Source organism: Abiotrophia sp. HMSC24B09, from assembly GCF_001815865.1.
Lineage (GTDB): Bacteria > Bacillota > Bacilli > Lactobacillales > Aerococcaceae > Abiotrophia.
Genome location: NZ_KV822210.1, coordinates 167,390 through 186,573, shown reverse-complemented (window position 1 = coordinate 186,573; position 19,184 = coordinate 167,390). Strand labels below are relative to the sequence as shown.

The 19,184-nt window shown below is 44.4% G+C and carries 15 protein-coding genes; 2 read left to right on the top strand and 13 right to left on the bottom strand.

Going from position 1 to position 19,184, the window contains the following annotated elements; all coding sequences use genetic code 11:
- Positions 1-187: 187 nt before the first annotated feature.
- The 8 genes from csn2 to HMPREF3093_RS07080 all read right to left on the bottom strand — a co-directional run bounded on the left by csn2 (position 188) and on the right by HMPREF3093_RS07080 (position 9,867).
- Positions 188-850, bottom strand: coding sequence for a type II-A CRISPR-associated protein Csn2 (gene csn2, locus HMPREF3093_RS07115; protein ID WP_070756303.1), 663 nt, complete (start codon positions 848-850; stop codon positions 188-190).
- The gene (gene cas2, locus HMPREF3093_RS07110; RefSeq protein ID WP_070756302.1) at positions 840-1,184 is read right to left on the bottom strand and encodes a CRISPR-associated endonuclease Cas2; all 345 of its coding nucleotides are present in this window, start codon (positions 1,182-1,184) and stop codon (positions 840-842) included. The genes csn2 and cas2 overlap by 11 nt, the downstream gene beginning before the upstream one ends.
- Positions 1,181-2,047, bottom strand: coding sequence for a type II CRISPR-associated endonuclease Cas1 (cas1, locus tag HMPREF3093_RS07105; RefSeq protein ID WP_070756301.1), 867 nt, complete (start codon positions 2,045-2,047; stop codon positions 1,181-1,183). The genes cas2 and cas1 overlap by 4 nt, the downstream gene beginning before the upstream one ends.
- Positions 2,026-6,090 (bottom strand): type II CRISPR RNA-guided endonuclease Cas9, encoded by a 4,065-nt coding sequence (gene cas9, locus HMPREF3093_RS07100; protein ID WP_070756300.1) that lies wholly within the window; start codon positions 6,088-6,090, stop codon positions 2,026-2,028. Before cas9 ends, cas1 begins: the two co-directional genes overlap by 22 nt.
- A gap of 375 nt (positions 6,091-6,465) precedes the next feature.
- A complete protein-coding gene (locus tag HMPREF3093_RS07095) occupies positions 6,466-7,134 on the bottom strand; it encodes a DsbA family protein (protein WP_070756299.1) in 669 nt (222 codons plus the stop codon).
- A gap of 274 nt (positions 7,135-7,408) precedes the next feature.
- Positions 7,409-8,005, bottom strand: a complete 597-nt coding sequence (locus HMPREF3093_RS07090; protein ID WP_070756298.1) for a CYTH domain-containing protein — start codon at positions 8,003-8,005, stop codon at positions 7,409-7,411.
- A 26-nt stretch (positions 8,006-8,031) separates the two neighbouring features.
- Positions 8,032-8,943, bottom strand: a complete 912-nt coding sequence (locus HMPREF3093_RS07085; protein WP_070756297.1) for a magnesium transporter CorA family protein — start codon at positions 8,941-8,943, stop codon at positions 8,032-8,034.
- A gap of 15 nt (positions 8,944-8,958) precedes the next feature.
- A complete protein-coding gene (locus tag HMPREF3093_RS07080; RefSeq protein ID WP_070756296.1) occupies positions 8,959-9,867 on the bottom strand; it encodes a magnesium transporter CorA family protein in 909 nt (302 codons plus the stop codon).
- A 190-nt stretch (positions 9,868-10,057) separates the two neighbouring features.
- On the opposite strand from HMPREF3093_RS07080, the gene HMPREF3093_RS07075 reads away from it, so the two are divergent.
- Positions 10,058-11,233: a galactokinase gene (locus tag HMPREF3093_RS07075; protein WP_070756295.1), complete on the top strand. Its 1,176-nt coding sequence runs from the start codon at positions 10,058-10,060 to the stop codon at positions 11,231-11,233.
- Between the two features lie 57 nt (positions 11,234-11,290).
- Entirely contained in the window at positions 11,291-12,790 is a 1,500-nt protein-coding gene (gene galT / locus HMPREF3093_RS07070) for a UDP-glucose--hexose-1-phosphate uridylyltransferase (protein WP_070756387.1), read from the top strand.
- A gap of 93 nt (positions 12,791-12,883) precedes the next feature.
- On the opposite strand, the gene HMPREF3093_RS07065 is transcribed toward galT, so the two are convergent.
- The 5 genes from HMPREF3093_RS07065 to pepF form a co-directional block, all read right to left on the bottom strand.
- Entirely contained in the window at positions 12,884-14,077 is a 1,194-nt protein-coding gene (locus tag HMPREF3093_RS07065; protein WP_070756294.1) for a pyridoxal phosphate-dependent aminotransferase, read from the bottom strand.
- A gap of 32 nt (positions 14,078-14,109) precedes the next feature.
- Complete coding sequence (locus tag HMPREF3093_RS07060) at positions 14,110-15,138, bottom strand: glycosyltransferase family 2 protein (protein WP_070756293.1); 1,029 nt, start codon at positions 15,136-15,138, stop codon at positions 14,110-14,112.
- Positions 15,139-15,142: 4 nt separating this feature from the next.
- Positions 15,143-16,372, bottom strand: a complete 1,230-nt coding sequence (locus HMPREF3093_RS07055) for a DegT/DnrJ/EryC1/StrS family aminotransferase (RefSeq protein WP_070756292.1) — start codon at positions 16,370-16,372, stop codon at positions 15,143-15,145.
- Positions 16,373-16,385: 13 nt separating this feature from the next.
- On the bottom strand, positions 16,386-17,078 hold the full coding sequence (locus HMPREF3093_RS07050; protein ID WP_070756291.1) for a sugar transferase: 693 nt from the start codon (positions 17,076-17,078) through the stop codon (positions 16,386-16,388).
- 158 nt (positions 17,079-17,236) lie between these two features.
- Complete coding sequence (gene pepF, locus HMPREF3093_RS07045) at positions 17,237-19,048, bottom strand: oligoendopeptidase F (RefSeq protein ID WP_070756290.1); 1,812 nt, start codon at positions 19,046-19,048, stop codon at positions 17,237-17,239.
- Between the last annotated feature and the right edge of the window lie 136 nt (positions 19,049-19,184).

Below are 19,184 nucleotides of genomic sequence, written 5' to 3'. Positions count from 1 at the left end.
GCATTCAAAACAACACAGCTCTAAAACTTATTCAGAACATACAATTTTATCCTGAATGTTTGGTAAGCATTCAAAACAACACAGCTCTAAAACCTCGCAGAACCCCGCGGCGGTTTCGTAATCGCGCCATTAGTCTAGCTACTTTCAGCTCTGAATGCCTATTAATTTGTGATATTCATTAATGATATTATACCATATTTTCTAGCATTAATACATAGTCTTGATCCAAACAATACTGCCGAAGACCCTCTATTTTCCTAGGTTCTAAAAACCATACCTCTAACTTAAGTAACTGAATTTGTTCAAAAATCATTCCCAGTTCTTCAGTTGAAAAATAGCTAGCAACATTAACGAAAATCAGTAATTTCTTCTTAGATAGGTACTTGAATAACTTTAAGATATCAAGTAACTTATCGAAATGGGAAATAGAACTATCGTCTATTTTTACACCTAGAGCTTTAATGAGCTCTAGTACTGTAATTTCGTCATAAGTCAGCATCAACTCACTCTCGACCAATTGCTCAGCTATGATATCTGAAATATTAGCTGCTAAGTGCTCTATGGTAGATTTCACTTCCGGGACCTCATTCATCTGATTCTCCAGGTCTAGATAAACTTGCTTAAGTACAGTTGTTGAATTAAGATCAAAAGATAAAAGGTCACTAACTAAGAGAATTTCTGCAGGCTTCAATAAGGTCTGCTTGGTATCAAACAATTTTACCTTACCTTCACCAGAATAATAATAACATTCCTTAACTAGTTCAGCAAACACGCGACAGTCCTCGATCACTAAAATCTTAGAATCCTCGAAACTTATCTTTTCGTCTAGCAAATGGAAGTTAAGGTTCATCTTGATAATCCTCCCCTAGAAATACTAAACGTTGATCAGAATTCGCAACACTCGTATTCTGGTTCCCGCTTAAATAGAGCATGCGCGAGAATTGTTTCTCAGTAACTGTCAGTACAGAAATTTTGCCCTTAGCAGGATTATGTTCCTCTAGACGTCCTATCATGGCTGTATTGGCCGTCCCATTCAATAATAATTTACTGTAGACCGAATACTGATGCATAATGAAGCCCTCACTCAACAAAAACTGACGAAATTGACGATAGGCTCGTCGGTCTGCAATCGTGTCTACAGGCATATCAAACATTAAAATCATCCGCATAAATCGATAACTCATATCCTAAATACAGGAACTCCTTCAGTCTCATTATTCAAAACCTTAATCACTCGTTTAGTATAATCACTAATGATATTAGTCAAATACATCTCCTTATCGTTGTAGCTATACTTGTTAGTGAACATTGCAAAAAGCGCACTCTTAATCTTCTTAAACTCTAAATCACGATGTTGGTAGACAATTTGGTCGACAACCGGCCTAAAAGGCTCCATGATATCACTTGCTAAATTAAATTGATTGTATTGATTAGCATGCTTGAGCCCAAACTGCGTAAGACATCCAGTTATCACAATTTCACGAGCGAAGATTCCCAATAGGAGTGTGTAGCCATAATCTAATCCAGCATTTATGTCGCTTAAATCATCACGCGAAAATTTTGTTCCAAATAAAGTATTAAAGTAGATTCTCGCGGCATGCCCTTCACGATTAGAAGGATCAAACACCTCAAGCGCATCATATAAATCCATAATCGATTGAGCCTTATCATGAAAACCATTATCACTTAGATAGAAGCTCTGATTCAAGATCTTCTGTGCAATAATTTGTGTCCATACTCCCGCCTTTATTTCTTGTGGCCAAGCCACTTGTTTAGTCAATTGTAAACTACTGTCATGGCGACCATAAAACGGTGCCAGTTGAGCAACTGGCAGCCGTTTATCATCGCAGAAGATTAATAGAATCTTCTCATCCACTATGCGTTTTAACAACATGGTCGTAATAGTAATGTCCGTCGTTTCCAACAGCAAGACATCTATTTCTGACAGGTGTATCATTTCTGACCGGTAAGCATCTTTAAAAACTAGGTGATTATTCTGATAACTTAACTTGGAGTGGGTGTTGATTACAACTGTGCGCCATCCCATGATGATAGATCCTCCAATTTAACACGTGTCTCATATAATCCTGTAATGGATTGGTAAATCAAAGTGCCACTCCAACATTTTTTTGCATCTGAACCTCGATATCTTACTCTATCAATTTTCTTCCCGAAGAAATTAAACTCACTAGATGCTCCACTCGATACTAATGAGGCCAAGGAAACAAATGATGCAGCAATTTCCTTAATATCAGTATTTTTGTTCTCCGTGTACAATTCTTTGATTTTCTTCGCAATTGAGATTGTTCCATTCCATTTGATAGAAAAGCTCAACAATATCTCCAATAATTGATCATAGTCTAATCTATGCTGAATGACATAGTCCAAACTCTCTGAAGAATTTAAGTCTCCACATCTAGCCGAATGGTATAGAAGCGCATAATACTTTTGGCTTAAGGCTAACTGATTGGCTTTTTGTAACTCATTCGGACTGATAAAGAGCCTCTTCTTACCATCATCGAATTGTATTAAGGAATAAACTGGTAACTTAATAACCCTAACTTCTTCACTCAACCCGAGAGATGCAACTAGTCGTTCTAGATTATCTTTATATTTTAGGCTGTTTTGAATAGTAACTGCGTGTAAATCTCCCAAATATTTTTTCCCTATTTTTTGGGGTTCCTGTATTGCAATGGTATATGCTGTGTTCGGAGAGCCCTTACCACCATACTTTTCAGTACTTAACCCAGTCTTACAAGGAACTAGCTTGTCTGAATACCCTTTAACTAAGATAAATTCTTTGGAGAATGTCCCTTTTTGCTCTTTGACTTGTTTCACTAGATTAATCTGAGGACACTCTAATACTTTTCTGACCTGAGCGAGAGTTTTTTCTTGATTCCATAAGACCTCACCAGTGCCAGAATGGATTTTAAGTTCCTTATCAAAGAACTTAAGAATATTCTTATAGAGATAAAATTCCTTCGTTGCCTGTGTTCCCTTAACTCGTTGATGTTTGCCAAATTGGCCGTATATTAAGTCACGACTAATTTGAGGATAAACTTTCAGCACTGATAAGGAAACAACTGCGTTTAAGTAAGCATCATGCGCATGGTGATAGTCATTGATGTCACGTACTTTGTAGAGACCAAAACTCTTACGGAAGGTGCTAACCATGCGGGATTTGAGGCTAATAATATTAACTTCTGGCATATTTTCTTGATTAAAACGCTGATGCAAGATGCGTGCAACATGCTTAGTAATTTGGCGCGTTTCTACTAATTGTCGATGAATGAAGCCTTGCTTGGCTTCTTCTGTTAAGCCTCCACGTAATCCTCGAGTGAGGTTATCAAACTTACGTTGGCTAATCAGACCAGATTTTAATAGACTAGTCCAGAATCCAATTCTAGCCTCAGCTACTTCTCGACTTGGTACATCGTCTAGTTTTCCTCGGTTGGCTTCACGGCTAGTAAGGACCTTATTATCAATCGAATCATCTTTGAGGTAACTTTGTGGGATGATATGGTCGATATCATAGTCGGATAAACGATGAATATCTAGAGGATTGCCGGTGTACATATCTTTACCGTTCTGCAAATAATAAAGATAGAGACGATCATTTTGCAATGACTTGTTGTCTGTCGGGAACTCTTTTAGAATAGCAGACCCTAATTTATCAATGGCTTCTTTCAGCCCTTTTTCACGTGGTAGTGTTTTACCCCGCTTAGTCGTTTGGTTTTCACGCGCCATTTCGACAACAATATTACTTGGTTGATACCCCATTATTCCGACCAGTTCGTCGACAATTTTAAGACTATTTAGAATCCCCTTCTTAATCGCGGGACTACCTGGAATTTTTGCTACAATATCCTGAAGGCTTGTCTCACCAATTTCGGGCTGATTTGTCGCAATGTATTCTTTAAATGACAGTCCTTCTTCATTAATAAGCTGCATTAAGTTTCTATTCAGTGGGCGCCCTTCATGCTCATCATCCTTAAGGTAATCAAGGATGGTCTTATGAGTCACTCGGTCTCTGATACCCACCAGTAATTTCTTAGATAGACTACCCCAACCTGTATATTTCTTACGACTTAGTTTTTTACGAGTCTTTTCAGGCAAGAAATCAAATTGGCTTAATTGGCGCTCGATACTGCTACGATCTTCAAAAATGGTTAAAATCTTAATAATTTGTTCAATTTGGCCAAAATAAGATTCATCATCCATAAATTCTGCCATTCCCTCTACCTTCTTCAAATCGTGGTAGGTAGAATAACTAGCATTAAAGCTATCCTCAATCCCTTCTACTTTGACTCCTTCTATATTAAATTCAAGCGATAAGAAGGTTTCAAGTCGTTTCCGTGTGACCTTACGATGCTTCTTAAATAATTCGTCAAAAACTAAGGCCTTCTCGCGTGAGTTAAGGAATACTTTTCGTCCCTGATCGGATACATATCGGACCTTCGTTAACTCATTGAATATCATATATTGTTCATAGATTAAACTGTGTTTTGGCAATACAGATTCGGTAGGTAAATAGGTGTCAAAATTTGTCATCCGCTCAATGAATTTTTCTTCTGTTTGGTCCACATCGATGACTTCATGAATATTCCAAGGAGTAATCGCTTGATCTGACTTTCGTTCAAGCCAAGCAAAGTCGCTATACTTCTTATGCTTGGCTAAAGGCCCAACATAGTATGGTATTCTGAAGGTTAGAATAGCCTTAAGTTTGTCTCTGTTTTCTAGCAGAAAAGGATAATATTGTCCTTGATTGTCAATAATTTCTTCTAGTTCTTTCAACTGAATTTGATGAGGAATTGCACCGTTCTCAAAAGTACGTTGCTTAAGTAGGAAGCGATCTTGACTGATTTTTTCTAAGAAAGGTTCAGCCCCTTCTCTGCCTTCAATGACCTTCTTAACATAGGTATAAAAATCTGCGCGACTTGCACACTTTGTATAGCCAGACTTACTTGGTAAGGTTCCCTCAATGTATTGAGCATAGCCTGTTACCTCGCGGTTCTTAAACATGTCTTTATATTCTTTATCGGTGCAGCGTAATCTCATGAAGGCCTGAAAATCATCAAGATCTTGCTGGTGAGTCTCATAGCGTTTCACCATAGACTCTGATAACTTAGCCTTAGTTTCACTGTCCACACCCGATAAGATCCCTGACAACAGCATCGCATCATAGACATTATGAGCCAGTGCAAAGATATCACTAAAATCATTCCCCACTGTAGCCAATAAGCTCTCTAAATCCTCATCATATTTTTCAGATGAAAACTGTAACTTAGCATCTTCTTCAATAGGTAGGTGACCTTTGAAGTTTCCTTGATTTCCGACAATAAGTGATAAAAACTGCTTTAATCTACCATTACGTGCTTGACCTTCAAATAGCTCTAAAGTCTTTTCAACCTTGCCAGATTTACTTAATTTGACGTCGGTTAGAATCTCCTCTACCTTCATCCCCTGTTCTTCTGAAATAGCAACGAAATCCTGAGATAAGGCGAAGGCCTCATTATAGGCATGCGCAAATTGATTAAAGATTGTCTTGACTGAAGTATTATCAGCATTCAGCTGTCCATCAATGAGAAAATGCCCGCGATACTTGATAATATGAGCTAATGCCAAATAAACAAATCGCAAATCAGCTTGTTCTTTAGTATTTGCGAGGAATTTTCGAAGGTGATAGATGGTTGGAAATTTTTCATGATATGCTTTTTCTTGAGCCTCATTTGCAAAAATTGGATGCTTAGCATACTGTTTGTCCCCTTCAACCAAAAAGCTCTCCTTAAGTCGAGCTAAGAAATTAGGATCAACAGCACTCAAGGGCTCATCGAAGAAACGCTGCAATGTATTAAGGCGGTAGGCACGACGTGTATAGCGACGGCGCGCACCACGACTAAGGCGTCGATCACTAGCCGTTCTTCCCTCATCGAAGGTTACTGATCCAATCAAGTTTTTCTTAATGTGTTTCTTGTCCGTATTTCCCAAGACCTTCATTTTCTTGGCCGGAACTGTGAAATCATGATAAATCACAGCATAGCCTACGCTATGTGTCCCGATATCTAATCCGATACTATATTCTTTACGCATATGAATTCCCCCAAATTTATAGTTGCATTCTCAGAAATTATGTGCTAATATGATGTTGTTGATAAGCATTCAACACAACACAGCGCGTTAAAATAAGGTTTTATCCGTAATCAACTCTGTTGAGTGAGCACCGATTCGGTGCTATTTTTTTGCACTTAAACTCTTTAAATAACGCAAGGCACTTCCTTTGAATATGAAGATATCTCTTTTATTTTACTAAAATCTCCCTAATAATTCTTGCACATTCTTGCTGAAATGTTTAGGATTCTTGTTGTTTTTGAATATTTTGTCACATTTAATTACCTAATTAGTACGCTACCCCACTCCATTTCACCAAAAAAAGGAGGCTAGAACCAAGTTCTAGCCTCTCTCTTATTATTTTTTTGTTGCGACCAGCTTCAACCGAGTAGGTCGAGGGCAGCATGTTTTATCCATTAATAAGTCCACTTGTTCCAGAATGTGTTGGCACTCCATCGGTCCTTGTAAGAGGATGCCGGAGTCCCCGGAACACTGTTCAAAAATAATGAGTGACGGTGTATCTTGTACTTTCATCTCGAGCGCAATCTTTTGATCACGATAGTAGAGTTCCTTGACGTATTGAGAACGTCGGTCACTCTCGAAGAGGGCCAAGTCCAAGCCAATATCACAGGCTAAGTTGGCCAAAAAGTCATCCGTCAGCCGTTCTAAATCAGAATTAATGCGACTTTGCATTTCGTAGAGGTATTGACGGCCACGACGTTTGCCTTGCAGACCCGCTGCCCGGTAAGCCAAGGTGGCAGAATAAATCTTCTGGAAAATCTCGTTACGATGACGCAAGTCCTGAGGTTCATAACCCAGCTGCATCATGTAACGGGCAATGAGAGGTTGACTGGTGAAGCAGAGAATATGCACATCCGTCTTGGCCGGCATTTGCTTAATCGCACGGCTGAGTTCGCGCTCTACTCTGCGGCAATCTTGCCCTAGGGGGTTAACAAAGAGATACAACTCAAATAATCTGGCCTGACCATGGCCCGATACTTGATAGGCCACTTGCTCTTGTGGCATGCGACATTCCCTCCTCTCCGACTGGATCTCTTAAATTTATCTTAACACAAAGAATAGACAAGTTCTAATGAAATGCCTTATAGCCCGGCTAAAAGACATTGAGACTGAATCTTGCTCTGCTGGGATGAAGCGGACTGTTCTCTTCTATTTCTCAGTTAGCTAGTGGTCCACTCTCCAAAGTGGACCACTGGCTCTCGACTTTCTCGGCATTTTGGGCTCTTTTCGTCCTTTTCCCATGTAGCTAGTGGTCCACTCTTTGGAGTGGACCACTAGCTCATTTATTCTTCTCTAATGCGGCATAATGGGCGCTAACTCTGGCAATTTTCTTGTCTGCTGCTAGGAGCGGAAAATCGTAGGTCTGGCTTAATTTGGCTATATAGTCTTGAGCCTGGGACAGGTCTTGAGCTTCTAACTCTAGCTCAAAGTCGACCTTGTCCCCATAGAGAGTCTGATCTAGCACCAACTCACTCCAGCCTAAGTCTAGGGTCCAACGATGTGTCTGAAAACCGTAGCGCAGAACTAAGTCCTGGGGCTCTAGTCCTACTTTGACTAAGGCAGCTAAGAGATCCTCATCCTGAATCCAGGAGCCAGCCAGACTAGCAGGAACCGAATCTAGGCGCTCCGGATTAGTTTGTGTGATTTCCAAGGCTTGAAACTGGTCCAAAGCCTGCTTAAAGGTCCACTCACTCACTTGGTCGTATTGCCGTAGGCGCAAGGCAGCCCGTGCTTCCTTAAGGGCGCCCTGCTCACTATCGTAATAGTGGTTAACCTGTTGGCGTGGTTCCACCCTATCTAACCCTAAACCCGCCTTAAGCCGAGCAAAGCTCTCAGCCTCCAAGGCAATTTTTACTTCTTGTTCAATCAGGGCCATGTGACGTCTGCCCCCTTTCCTAGTTGCTATTGCTTCTTATCCATGAGATAGTTGAGGATTCGCAGGCCTATTACCCAGCCAACTGCCGAGATCAACAAGATATAGACCCAGCCCATGGCATCTTGTTCGAAAGGCAGGGGCATATTCATCCCGAAGAAGGAGGTGATAATATCTGGAATCGTCAGGAGAATGGACACAATGGTTAAGAGTTTCATGGTGTCATTCAGGTTGTTGTTCAGGACGTTGTTATAGGTGCCCGACAGCTGATGCAAAATAGTCGAGGTCAACTGGGTCATTTCCACCAACTGCTTGGCTTCAATCAAGGAGTCTTCCAACTCCTCGCGCGCCGTCTCATCCAGCAGACGAGACATAAACTGGGTCCGCAGTTGTTCCAACAACACCACATTCTGCTTGGTGGCTGAGACGAAGTATACAACCCCAGTAGCCAAGTCCGACAAGGCAAAGAGGTTCTGCTTGGTGGTCTTCTGTCTAAGAACTTGGTTGAGTTGGTCGCGCTCCTGGTTGATTTTCTCGACCAAAGGGAAATACTGTTCAGACACGGTATAGAGTGAAGCAAAGAGGAAGGTAAAGACCGAAACCCCAGGGTTGGCGTCTAGATAACGGCTGAATTCTGGTATCAGGTAAGCATTGGCCTCATTGCTGATCGTAATAAGTCGGTTGGGCTGAACAATAAAGGTCATGGGCACCGTCTCATAGTGGTAATCCTGTTTAATGGGATTAGGGACATTATAGATGATGATAAAGGTATTGCGTTCACGGTCGTACTCGGTTCGGGCACGTTCATTACGGTCCAGGGCGTATTCGACAATCTCTTCATCTAAGCCATATTGACTGAGGAGGTCCGGCCGGGAGGCAATGGTGTCCACGTCAATATTGAGCCAGCTATCTGTCTCGTTGATTGGTCGCATGCTAATCATGGGGAGCCTCCTTTCTTATTTTCGGGCCAAGAGATTTTTGAGGACGCCATTAATCACTAAGCATCCGGCAATACTAATAATCAAGGTAATCAACCAGCCCAGAGGATGATTGGCAAAGGGAATCGGCACGTTCATACCGAAGAAGCCGGTCACAAAGGTCGGTACCATGAGGATAATCTCTAGCGTGGTCAGAATTCGAAAAATATCGTTCAAGTTATTATTCAAGACATTGTTATAGGTGTCTGACAGTTGTTGTAGGGTTTGGCCTGTCAACTGGGTCATTTCCACTAACTGACGCGCTTCAATCAGGGCATCTTCCAATTGCTCCCGCTCTACTTCCGTTAGCGAGCGGAAAACCAATAAGGTCCGCAATTGCTCCAAGAGGACGGTATTCTGCTTGCTGGCAGTGATGAAATAGACCATGCCAGTCTCCATATCCGATAAGGCCAGGAGATTCTCCCGCGTGGTCTTGTCACGCAAGAGCCGGGTCAATTGATCTCGTTCACGGTTGATTTCTTCAACCAAAGGGAAGTACTCATCCGTCACCCGATAGAGGGCTTCGAATAGAAAACCGAAGAGGCTTTGCTCTGGCTCTAACTCTAGGTTGCGATGCATACGTTGCAGAATATAGGCATTTTCCTCGTTACTGATTGTAATCAGACGATGCTTTTGAACGATGAAGGTCATCGGTACGGTCTCATAGTGCCGGGTCTGCTTAATGCGATTAGGCACATTGAAAATCAGGACGAAGGTATGGCTCTGGCGATCATAATCCACCCGAGCCCGCTCATTACGGTCGGCCGCATATTCGATTATCTCATCGTCCAAGTCGAACTCCTCGATCCACTCGGGATGTTTTTCTAGGGCATCCGCTTCAATATTAATCCAGACATCCTGGGCGTTTAGGGGGACACTGCGAATCATGGCGCCACCCTCCTTTCCTATTTTTCTCACCTCCTTATTATACCGAAATTGGACTTAAAAAGTAAACGTAAAGGGCCCTTACCCAAAAAGGATAAAAATTCTGTTAGAAATAACATTGAACACCCTTACATTTAGTCGTATAATAGAACTATATTACTCAATTATCTAGCTAGTACTAGGAGGAACTTGTATGGAATTATCTGCTTTACACACTCGATTTCAAGAAGTTTTTGAATCTGAACCCGGCCGGGCCTTCTTCGCACCTGGGCGAATTAATCTGATTGGTGAGCACACCGACTATAACGGTGGGCGCGTCTTCCCTTGTGCCATCACCCAAGGGACCTACGGTATTGCCCGTCGACGTCAAGATAGCTTAGTTCGTTGCTATTCTCTCAACTTCGAAGAAGCTGGTCTCATCAGCTTTGATCTATCGCAAGAGCTAGTTAACCGACCAGAAGATAGCTGGACTAACTTTGTCAAAGGCGAAGTCAAATTCTTGCGCCAAGCCGGCCACATCATCGACCAAGGCTTCGACCTCTTGGTTTATGGCAATATCCCTAACGGGGCAGGTCTCTCAAGTTCTGCTTCCTTGGAATTATTGGTGGGGATTACGTTGGAAGCCCTCTTCGACTTAACCTTAACTCGTCTGGATTTAGTCAAGATTGGCCAACAAGTCGAGAACCACTTCATTGGCGTTAATTCTGGTATTATGGACCAATTTGCCATTGGTATGGGGGCCAAAGACATGGCCATCTATCTGGATACCAATAGCCTAGATTACGAACTGGTCCCTGCGGCTTTCGGCGAACACCTAGTACTGATTATGAATACCAACAAACGCCGCGAGTTAGCAGATTCAAAATATAATGAACGTCGTAGCCAGTGCGAAGAAGCCCTGCGCCGTCTGCAAGCAGGTGGCATGCAAATCCAAAGCCTGGGCCAATTGAGCCCTGATGGCTTTGAAACTAGCCGTCATCTGATTAATGACGAAGTCTTAGAACGTCGGGCTAAACACGCAGTCTACGAGAATCAACGGACGGTCCAAGCCAAAGAAGCCTTGACTGCCGGCGATTTGAAGACCTTCGGTCAACTCCTTAATGCTTCCCATATGAGCTTACAGGAAGACTATGAAGTAACGGGCCGTGAGCTAGACACCCTGGTTCACACGGCCTGGCAACAAGAAGGCGTCCTAGGCGCTCGCATGACAGGTGCCGGCATGGGCGGATGTGCCATTGCCTTAGTGGCTAAAGATGCCGTTGAGGCTGTTCAAGCAGCCATTGGCCAAGCTTATGAGGCAAGTATTGGCTACCCTGCTAGCTTCTATATTGCCCAAGTTGGCGCTGGTGCCCACGCTCTAGCTGACTAAATCATGATGAATGCTTGCCAAAAAATCAGGCAAGCAGAGAGGACGAACGCTGTGACTATTCCTATTGACCAAACCATTCACCATTTTGTCAGCCGGGCCATCCAAGATGGCTGGCTAGACCCCTTAGATTACGATTACACCGTCAACCAGCTCTTAGCACGTCTAGCACTAGATGGTCTCGATTCTTGTGAGCAAGCCCTAGACTCTGAGCTAAGCCTCCTAGACTTTCTAGACCAACTAGAGGCTTATGCCCTGGAACAAGGCTTAATTGCAGACTCTGCCTTCGGCCGCGAGGCCTTTGAGGCGGCTATTATGGATTTGTTGACGCCTCTACCTTCTGTGCTCAATCAACGTTTCTGGGCCCTCTACCAGGAGTCACCAGAGCGGGCCACAGATTATTTCTATGCCTTGTCGCGGGCTAATGATTATATCAAGACCCGCCACATTGCCAAGAATATTGCCTTTAGCGCGGCCAGCGACTACGGCGACTTGCAGATTACCATCAACCTTTCCAAGCCTGAAAAAGACCCTAAGGATATTGCCGCAGCCAAATTAGCCAAGCCAAGCCACTATCCTAAGTGCCTACTCTGTATGCAGAATGAAGGTTACCGAGGACGCACCAATCATCCGGCGCGTCAAAACCACCGTCTAATTCGCCTATCGCTAGGTGGCGGAAACTATGGCATGCAGTACTCGCCTTATGTCTACTATAACGAGCACAGCATCTTCCTCAACCAAGAGCATGTACCCATGAAGGTCGACCGCGCTTGCTTCGAGCACCTACTGGACATTATTGAGGTATTGCCACATTATTTCGCCGGTTCCAATGCCGACTTGCCAATTGTGGGCGGTTCTATTCTCTCCCACGACCACTATCAGGGCGGGCGTCACACCTTCCCTATGGATCAGGCTCCAGCCTATGAGACGGCTAGCCTAAGCGCCTTTCCAGATTTAAGTGTTGAGTTAGTCAAATGGCCCCTATCTGTTATTCGATTACGTAGCCAAGATAAGGCGCCACTAGCGGATGCAGCGACGGCGCTCCTCGACTTCTGGCGAGCATACAGCGACGAAGCCTGTGACATCCTAGCCTTTAGTGGGGAGACTCCGCACAATACTATTACGCCAATCGCTAGACGTCGAGATGGCGCCTACGAATTGGACTTGGTGCTGCGCAACAACCGGACCACTGACACCTATCCAGATGGTCTCTTCCATCCACATCCTGACGTGCAACACATCAAGAAGGAAAATATCGGCCTGATTGAAGTCATGGGCTTGGCAATCTTGCCTCCACGCCTAGTAGGCGAGCTAGCCACCATCAAGGACTTCTTACTAGGCCAAGCCTCCTTGGATCAAGTAGCTGACTATCATCAAAGCTGGGCTCAAGACTTGGCTGCTAGCCATCCTGATGTGACCCCTGACCAAGTCGATCGTCTACTCCAAGCAGCTGTCGGCGCTAAATTCGCCCGAGTCCTTGAAGACGCTGGAGTCTACAAGCAAACCTCAGAAGGTCGCGCCGGCCTCCGTCGCTTCCTGGATGCCTTTAACCAGGCTTAAAGAAAATTATCCCAAGTGACTTCCTATCACTTGGGATTTTTGAATGCAATAAACGCCTCCTTGAATACACAAGGAGGCGTTTTACTAATTTATTTATTTCTTGAGGCCTAACTCAGCTGCTAGAGCCTGCCAAGCCTTGAGCGAACGCTCAACTACTTCCATCTTGACACAGTAGGAGAGACGGACATAACCTTCACAGCCAAAACCAGAACCTGGCACGACCAGAATTTGGTGCTTGTCGGCTACATAGTTAGCAAATTCAACAGAACTTTCAAAATTAGCTGGCACCTTCATGAAGAAGTAGAAGGCTCCCTCTGGCAAGTTGGTCTCGAAACCAAGGGCTGTTAGTTCCTTATAGAGTAGGTCACGTTTAGCTTGGTAGTCCGCTACATCAGGCAAGACATCCAAGTACTCTGCTACGACCTTTTGAGCCAGGGCAGGTGCATTGTTGAAGCCTAAGGTCCGGTTACAGAAGATGAGGGCATCCATTAAAGTTTCCACTTCTGGCACATCTGCCCCAACCGCGATGTAACCAATCCGTTCACCCGCCAAACCTAAAGATTTGGAGAAGGAGTTAACCACGATGGCATGCTCATAAAGATCTAAGACATTCGGAACTTGATGGCCATCATAAGTAATGGTTGCATAAGGTTCATCCGATACTAAGAAAATTGGTTGGCCGAATTCTGCTGACTTTTCGCGTAATACCCCAGCTACTGCCTCTAAATCTTGACGTGAATAGATGCGACCGGTTGGGTTGTTAGGAGAGTTTAACAAGAGAATCCGGGTATCGGGCTTAATCGCTTGGCGCAAGCCTTCAATGTTTGGTAAGAAGTCAGTTGATTCAGTTTCTACTGTATCCAAATGAGCGCCCACGTTTTGAGCGTAAAAGCCATACTCAACAAAGTAAGGCGCAAAAGTTACGATGCGCTCGCCTGGGTTCAAAATTGCCTTGAACAAGACGTTAAGGGCACCTGCTGCCCCGGTCGTCATGACAATATGGCTGGCAGGGATCGGCTTTTCAGAGCGTGCGCTATAATAAGCAGCCACCTTCTCGCGTACATCTGGGAAACCAGCATTTGGCATATACCGGTGAACACCTGGTTGATCAACCAATTCCTTCATGCGTTCACGTAAGTCTACTGGTGGTTCAGCAAAAGGGTTACCGATGGAGAAGTCATAGACATTCTCTGGGCCATATTGCTTGGCTAATTCCAAGCCTTTCTCGAACATCTTACGGATAAAACTTGCATTAGCACAGTTCTTTACGATTTGTTTTGAATACATAGATATCTTCCTTTCATAAGGGCTAGACGGGGTTAATTTGTCTTTTCTGCTTCTTCCTCATCAGCAAAATATTCTTGTCGCCAACGTAAACCATTGAAGAGCCCTACAATGGTTCCTACCCCATAGGCTAGGTGGACAGCCAACAAGAGGAATGGCATGGCCAAATAGTGTGGTAGGAAGCCTTCCTTACGGATCGTGAGACCTGTTACGACAGCCATAGCGCCAAAGTAGGCCAGAGCCAAGAGTCCTAAGAACCAGCCTGTTACAGGCAACATAAGGATAGAGAAAATCACCGCTAAGGTGAAGACAAATGGTACAAAATGATAGAGCGATAAGCAGGATGGTCGAACATGACTGGTCATGCCAATCCAGTAGCCATTGCTGTATTTTTGCTTCACCATTTTCTTGAAGTTAGGTCTCATATATTGATAGGAGACAATTCTAGGATCATACTTAATTTGATAACCAGCCTTGAGTAGACGGTCATGGATTTCATTGTCCTCTGTCCGGCCTAGTCGCTCATCTAGTTCCCCAACATGGTCAAAGACAGACTTCTTATACATGCCATGGAAAATCGACTTGACATAGCGAGGACTATCGGCCTTACGGTAAGAGGCAATGCTACTGCCTAGCATGGCTTCTTCCACCTGGTGCAGGGTCTTGCTCCATGGATCGTCTGATTCAATGATGGTCGGACGTTTACCGCCACAGATGAATTCCCCCTGAGAGATAACCGCCACGTTCTGTTCCACAAAATCTTCAGGAATGGTCGCGTGGGCATCTACCTTGAGGACACACTCCCCGCGCGCCACCTTAATGCCTTCGTTCAAGCCGGCCGCCAGTGATTTGCGTAGGTTGTTATGGACTTGAATATCGTAGAATTCATCGCGGAACTGAGCTTGAAAATCTAGCATCAGATCTCGTGTCTTATCAGTCGACATAGAATTCATGAGGATAATTTCAATTTGATCGTGGGGATAGGTCTGGTTGAGAAAATCTGAGAAGAGACCTGGCAAATAAGCCTCCTCGTTCATCGCCGTCGTGATGATTGAAACTAACATCAGTCTACACCCCTTCCTCAAGGACTTGGGCCACAACCTCACGGAAACTTTCAATAATGTAGGCTACCTCTTCATCCGTCAAACGGGTATGTAGAGGCAAGGTAATTTCATTTTCATAATAAGCATAGGCATTTGGATAGTCCGCCATCTTAAAGCCCATATTAGCATAAGCGGTGAGCAGCGGCAGTGGTTTGTAGTGGACATTGGTCGCAATGCCCCGCTCTGCCATCAAGGTGATGATGCGGTTTCGGTCTTCCAGACTAGCCCCTTCAATATGGGTAATGTAGAGGTGGCGAGAAGATTCATAATCCGCGCCTTGATGAGGCAAAGGCTTGATAGGGGTGCCAGCGAAACCTTGATCATACTGCGCTACCAATTCTTTACGACGCGCCAAGAGACCTGGATAACGTTGTAATTGTACCAAGCCGATGCTAGCCATGATATCGGTCATGTTACATTTGAAACCTGGGATGACAATATCATATTCCCACGCCCCTAGCTGGGTCTTAGCCAAGGCATCCTTGGTTTGGCCATGTAGGGAGAAGACTTGGAAGAGACGGTAGAGTTCGTCATCATCAAGACCTGGACGAGCCTTCCAGGTCACGCTTCCGCCTTCTGCAGTCGTAAAGTTCTTAACAGCATGGAAGGAGAAGGAAGTGAAGTCCGCCCAAGTCCCTGCTGGTTGGCCCTTATAAGTTGCCCCTAGGGCGTGAGCAGAGTCCGAAATAACAATCACGCGATCAAAGAGCACTTGGATAGCATGATCAGGATTGGCTTGGTAGAGATCCTTCTTAGCTTCTAGAACTGACATGAGTTGGTCATAATCACAAGGAATCCCAGCGATTTCAACCGGGATTACTGCCTTGGTCTTAGCCGTTAAGCTAGCAGCCAATAAGTCGTAATCCATCTCAAAGCCACTCGACTGCAAGTCAACTAAGACTGGCGTCGCTCCTACGTGCTCGATTACCGCACAGGAAGCCGTATAGGTAAAGGCTGGCACAATGACTTCATCGCCAGGCCCAATTCCTAATACACGTAAAATTAATTCCAGAGCTGCAGTAGCTGAGTTTAAGCAGACTGTCCGTGGCGTCTGAGTATAGCTGGAAAGCTCTACTTCTAATTTCTTAGTCTTAGGTCCGGTGGTAATCCAACCGGATTTGAGGGTATCCACTACCTCATCAATTTCTTCCTGGCCTAAGTCAGGTGGTGAGAAGGGAATATTCCATTTTTTCATAGCGAACGCTCCTTTATTTGAAGACCTTCAAGACAGTTCGAACCATGAGTTTCAAATCGCCTAGAAAGCTATAATTCTTAAGATAAGATAAGTTATAATGCATCTTCTCTGGTAGGACCTTGGTGATGTAGATATCATCCACTTCCATCCCCTCCAAGATGAACTTAGCAATTAATTCTTCCTCGTCCTTGAAGAGGATACTAGCCGTAGAGGTTACCCCAGCTGGCAAGAGCAAGGTAGCCTTCATCTCAGGCGTATAAGCAGCCACATACTTGGCTACTTCGGGTCGCGTACCAACCAGACTCATATCCCCTGTTAAGATGTTCAACAATTGAGGTAGTTCATCTAGACGATAACGGCGAATGACATGGCCTACGCGGGTAATGCGGTCATCATTCTTGAGAGTCACTAAGGACCCCATCTTGTCCGCATCCACCTTCATCGTCCGGAACTTGAAAATTCGGAAGATTCTTCCGTAGGTTGTCACCCGTTCCTGGCGATAGAAGACCGGCCCTGGTGAGTCTAACTTAATCCAAATAGCGAAAAAGAGTAAAATTGGCGAGAGTAAGAGTAACAAGATAGCACTCACCAAGATATCGAAGGCCCGTTTCAAGAATAGTTGCCCGCGTTTAGCGGCCAAGGCCTCGTAATATGGGCGCACCTGCTCGGTCTGCAGTTCCGCCGGTAATGATTCAAATTTTTTCATTCAATCCCTCATATTCTTAGAAAGTCGCATACTTAAATTTTATCACGTATAGCGTCAGATTTCTAGCAGTTGCGGTGGGAAAATAAAAGTAGTGCTCAGTCCTAAACCCCATAGCTAAGAAAAAAACTGGAGAAGGCTCACTTCCCCAGTTTATTGAATTATTTCGTTTCTGCCAAGAGGGCTTCAAACTCGTTCAAGCGCGCTTCGAAGACCTTGAGTGTTGCTTCGATATAGTCACGTTGCGTCATATCCAACCCAGCCTTCTTCATGGTATCGATTGGATAGAGGCTGCAACCTGACTTAAGGAAGCCCTTGTAGGCTTCAAGTAAAGCACTGTCGCCAGCGGCAATCTTGTCTGCGAAGAAGGTTGCTGCGGAGAAACCAGTCGCATATTGGAAGACATAGTAGTTGTAATAGAAGTGTGGAATTCGAGCCCACTCTAGCCCAATTTCAGAGTCAGAGTTAACGCTTGGTCCGTAGTACTTAGCATTCAATTTGCGGTAGTTCTCGGTCAAGAATTCGTGAGTTAATGGGGTTCCTTCCGCATCTGCTTGGTGCATGAAGTGCTCGAATTCCGCAAATTGGGTTTGGCGGAAGACCGTTCCCTTAACCCCATCCAAGAAGTGGTTGAGGACATAGAGACGGATTTGAGGATCTTGATATTTCTTCAAGAGGTAGTCCGTCAGAAGATTTTCATTAGTAGTTGAGGCAATCTCAGCCAAGAAAATCGAATAATCACTGTAAACATAAGGTTGGTTAGTGCGAGACAAGTAGGAATGCGCACTGTGACCCAACTCATGAACTAAGGTGAAGAGCCAATTAATATTGTCTTGCCAGTTGAGTAGGACATAAGGCTTGCTGTCATACATCCCACCTGAGTAAGCGCCTGAGCGTTTGCCCTTGTTCTCATACCAGTCAATCCAGCGTTCATCGAAGGCCTTAGCCATGATTTCCAAATAATCTGGTCCCATTGGCGCCAGAGCTTCCATCACAATATCCCGCGCTTCTGCTTGGCTAAACTTGATTGGAGCATCCCCAAGAAGCGGCGTATAAAGGTCATACATTTCGAGTGAGTCTAGACCCAAGAGGTCCTTACGCAAGGCGGTATAACGGTGGAGTAAGCCCAAGTGATCGCCCACTGTCTCTAACAAGGTATCATAGACGGATTCCGGCACATTATTGCGGAAGAGGGCAGCAGCCCGTGCAGATGAATAGTGGCGGACTTTGGCCTTGTAGTTATCAGTCTTAATATTGGTAGATAAGACATTGGCTAAGGTATTCTTGAATTGGTTGTAGACAGTATAGTACTGTTGGAAAGTATCGCGGCGCACACGGCGGTCAGTGCTTTCCAAGAGACGACCATAGGTCCCGTGTGTTAATTGTACCGCTTGCCCTTCCGGCCCTTCAATGGTTGGGAAGACAAAGTCAGCATTGTCCAACAAGGAGAAAGTAGAATAAGGGCTGCTGAAAATCTCACCTAGTTGCGCTAAGAGGGTCTCCTCGGAAGCCGACAAGGTGTGGGCACGCCCACGGGTAATATCATCCAAGTACTGACGGTAGAAATCTAATTCAGGTGTTTCTTGGAAGTAAGCTTCCAGCGTTTCGGATGGCAAGCTCAAAAGTTCAGGGTCGAAGAAGGCAATGGCTTCTGCCAACTTGCTGTAAAGCTGCATAGCTCGAGCATTGAGGACTTGGGCAGCGCTATTGGTCGAATCTTGATCGTAGGTTAGGTGGGCATAGGCATAGAGACGCTCAACTACTAAGCAAGCCGCTTGAATAGCCTCAATAACAGTCACTAAGTGGGCGCCACCTTGATCCAGGGTGCCCTTGTAGGATGTTAAGTCCGCTACCATAGCTTCTGCCTTGTCATATTCAGCCTGCCATTGATCTGCGTCCGCATAGAGCGAAGTCAGGTCCCAGGTAAAGGCTTCAGGTTGTTGTTCACGCGTGCGTAATGTTTCTTCTGACATAAGGTCACCTCATCTTAAAGTTAGTAAATAGTTAGACATAATAAATTCTAGCACAATTCACTTATAAATTGAATTGAAAGCCCTTGAAGAAGAGGAAGAAGTGCCCTTTTAGTCACATCGATCATGTTTGACATGC

Coding starts and splice junctions, on each gene's coding strand:
- HMPREF3093_RS07095 (WP_070756299.1), bottom strand. CDS start 7,134: ATGCCACAAGAGCAAGTGGCCTATCAAGTATCGGGCCATGGTCAGGCC.
- csn2 (WP_070756303.1), bottom strand. CDS start 850: ATGAACCTTAACTTCCATTTGCTAGACGAAAAGATAAGTTTCGAGGAT.
- HMPREF3093_RS07075 (WP_070756295.1), top strand. CDS start 10,058: ATGGAATTATCTGCTTTACACACTCGATTTCAAGAAGTTTTTGAATCT.
- cas9 (WP_070756300.1), bottom strand. CDS start 6,090: ATGCGTAAAGAATATAGTATCGGATTAGATATCGGGACACATAGCGTA.
- cas1 (WP_070756301.1), bottom strand. CDS start 2,047: ATGGGATGGCGCACAGTTGTAATCAACACCCACTCCAAGTTAAGTTAT.
- HMPREF3093_RS07050 (WP_070756291.1), bottom strand. CDS start 17,078: ATGAAAAAATTTGAATCATTACCGGCGGAACTGCAGACCGAGCAGGTG.
- HMPREF3093_RS07060 (WP_070756293.1), bottom strand. CDS start 15,138: ATGTTAGTTTCAATCATCACGACGGCGATGAACGAGGAGGCTTATTTG.
- cas2 (WP_070756302.1), bottom strand. CDS start 1,184: ATGAGTTATCGATTTATGCGGATGATTTTAATGTTTGATATGCCTGTA.
- HMPREF3093_RS07090 (WP_070756298.1), bottom strand. CDS start 8,005: ATGGCCCTGATTGAACAAGAAGTAAAAATTGCCTTGGAGGCTGAGAGC.
- pepF (WP_070756290.1), bottom strand. CDS start 19,048: ATGTCAGAAGAAACATTACGCACGCGTGAACAACAACCTGAAGCCTTT.
- HMPREF3093_RS07055 (WP_070756292.1), bottom strand. CDS start 16,372: ATGAAAAAATGGAATATTCCCTTCTCACCACCTGACTTAGGCCAGGAA.
- HMPREF3093_RS07080 (WP_070756296.1), bottom strand. CDS start 9,867: ATGATTCGCAGTGTCCCCCTAAACGCCCAGGATGTCTGGATTAATATT.
- HMPREF3093_RS07085 (WP_070756297.1), bottom strand. CDS start 8,943: ATGATTAGCATGCGACCAATCAACGAGACAGATAGCTGGCTCAATATT.
- HMPREF3093_RS07065 (WP_070756294.1), bottom strand. CDS start 14,077: ATGTATTCAAAACAAATCGTAAAGAACTGTGCTAATGCAAGTTTTATC.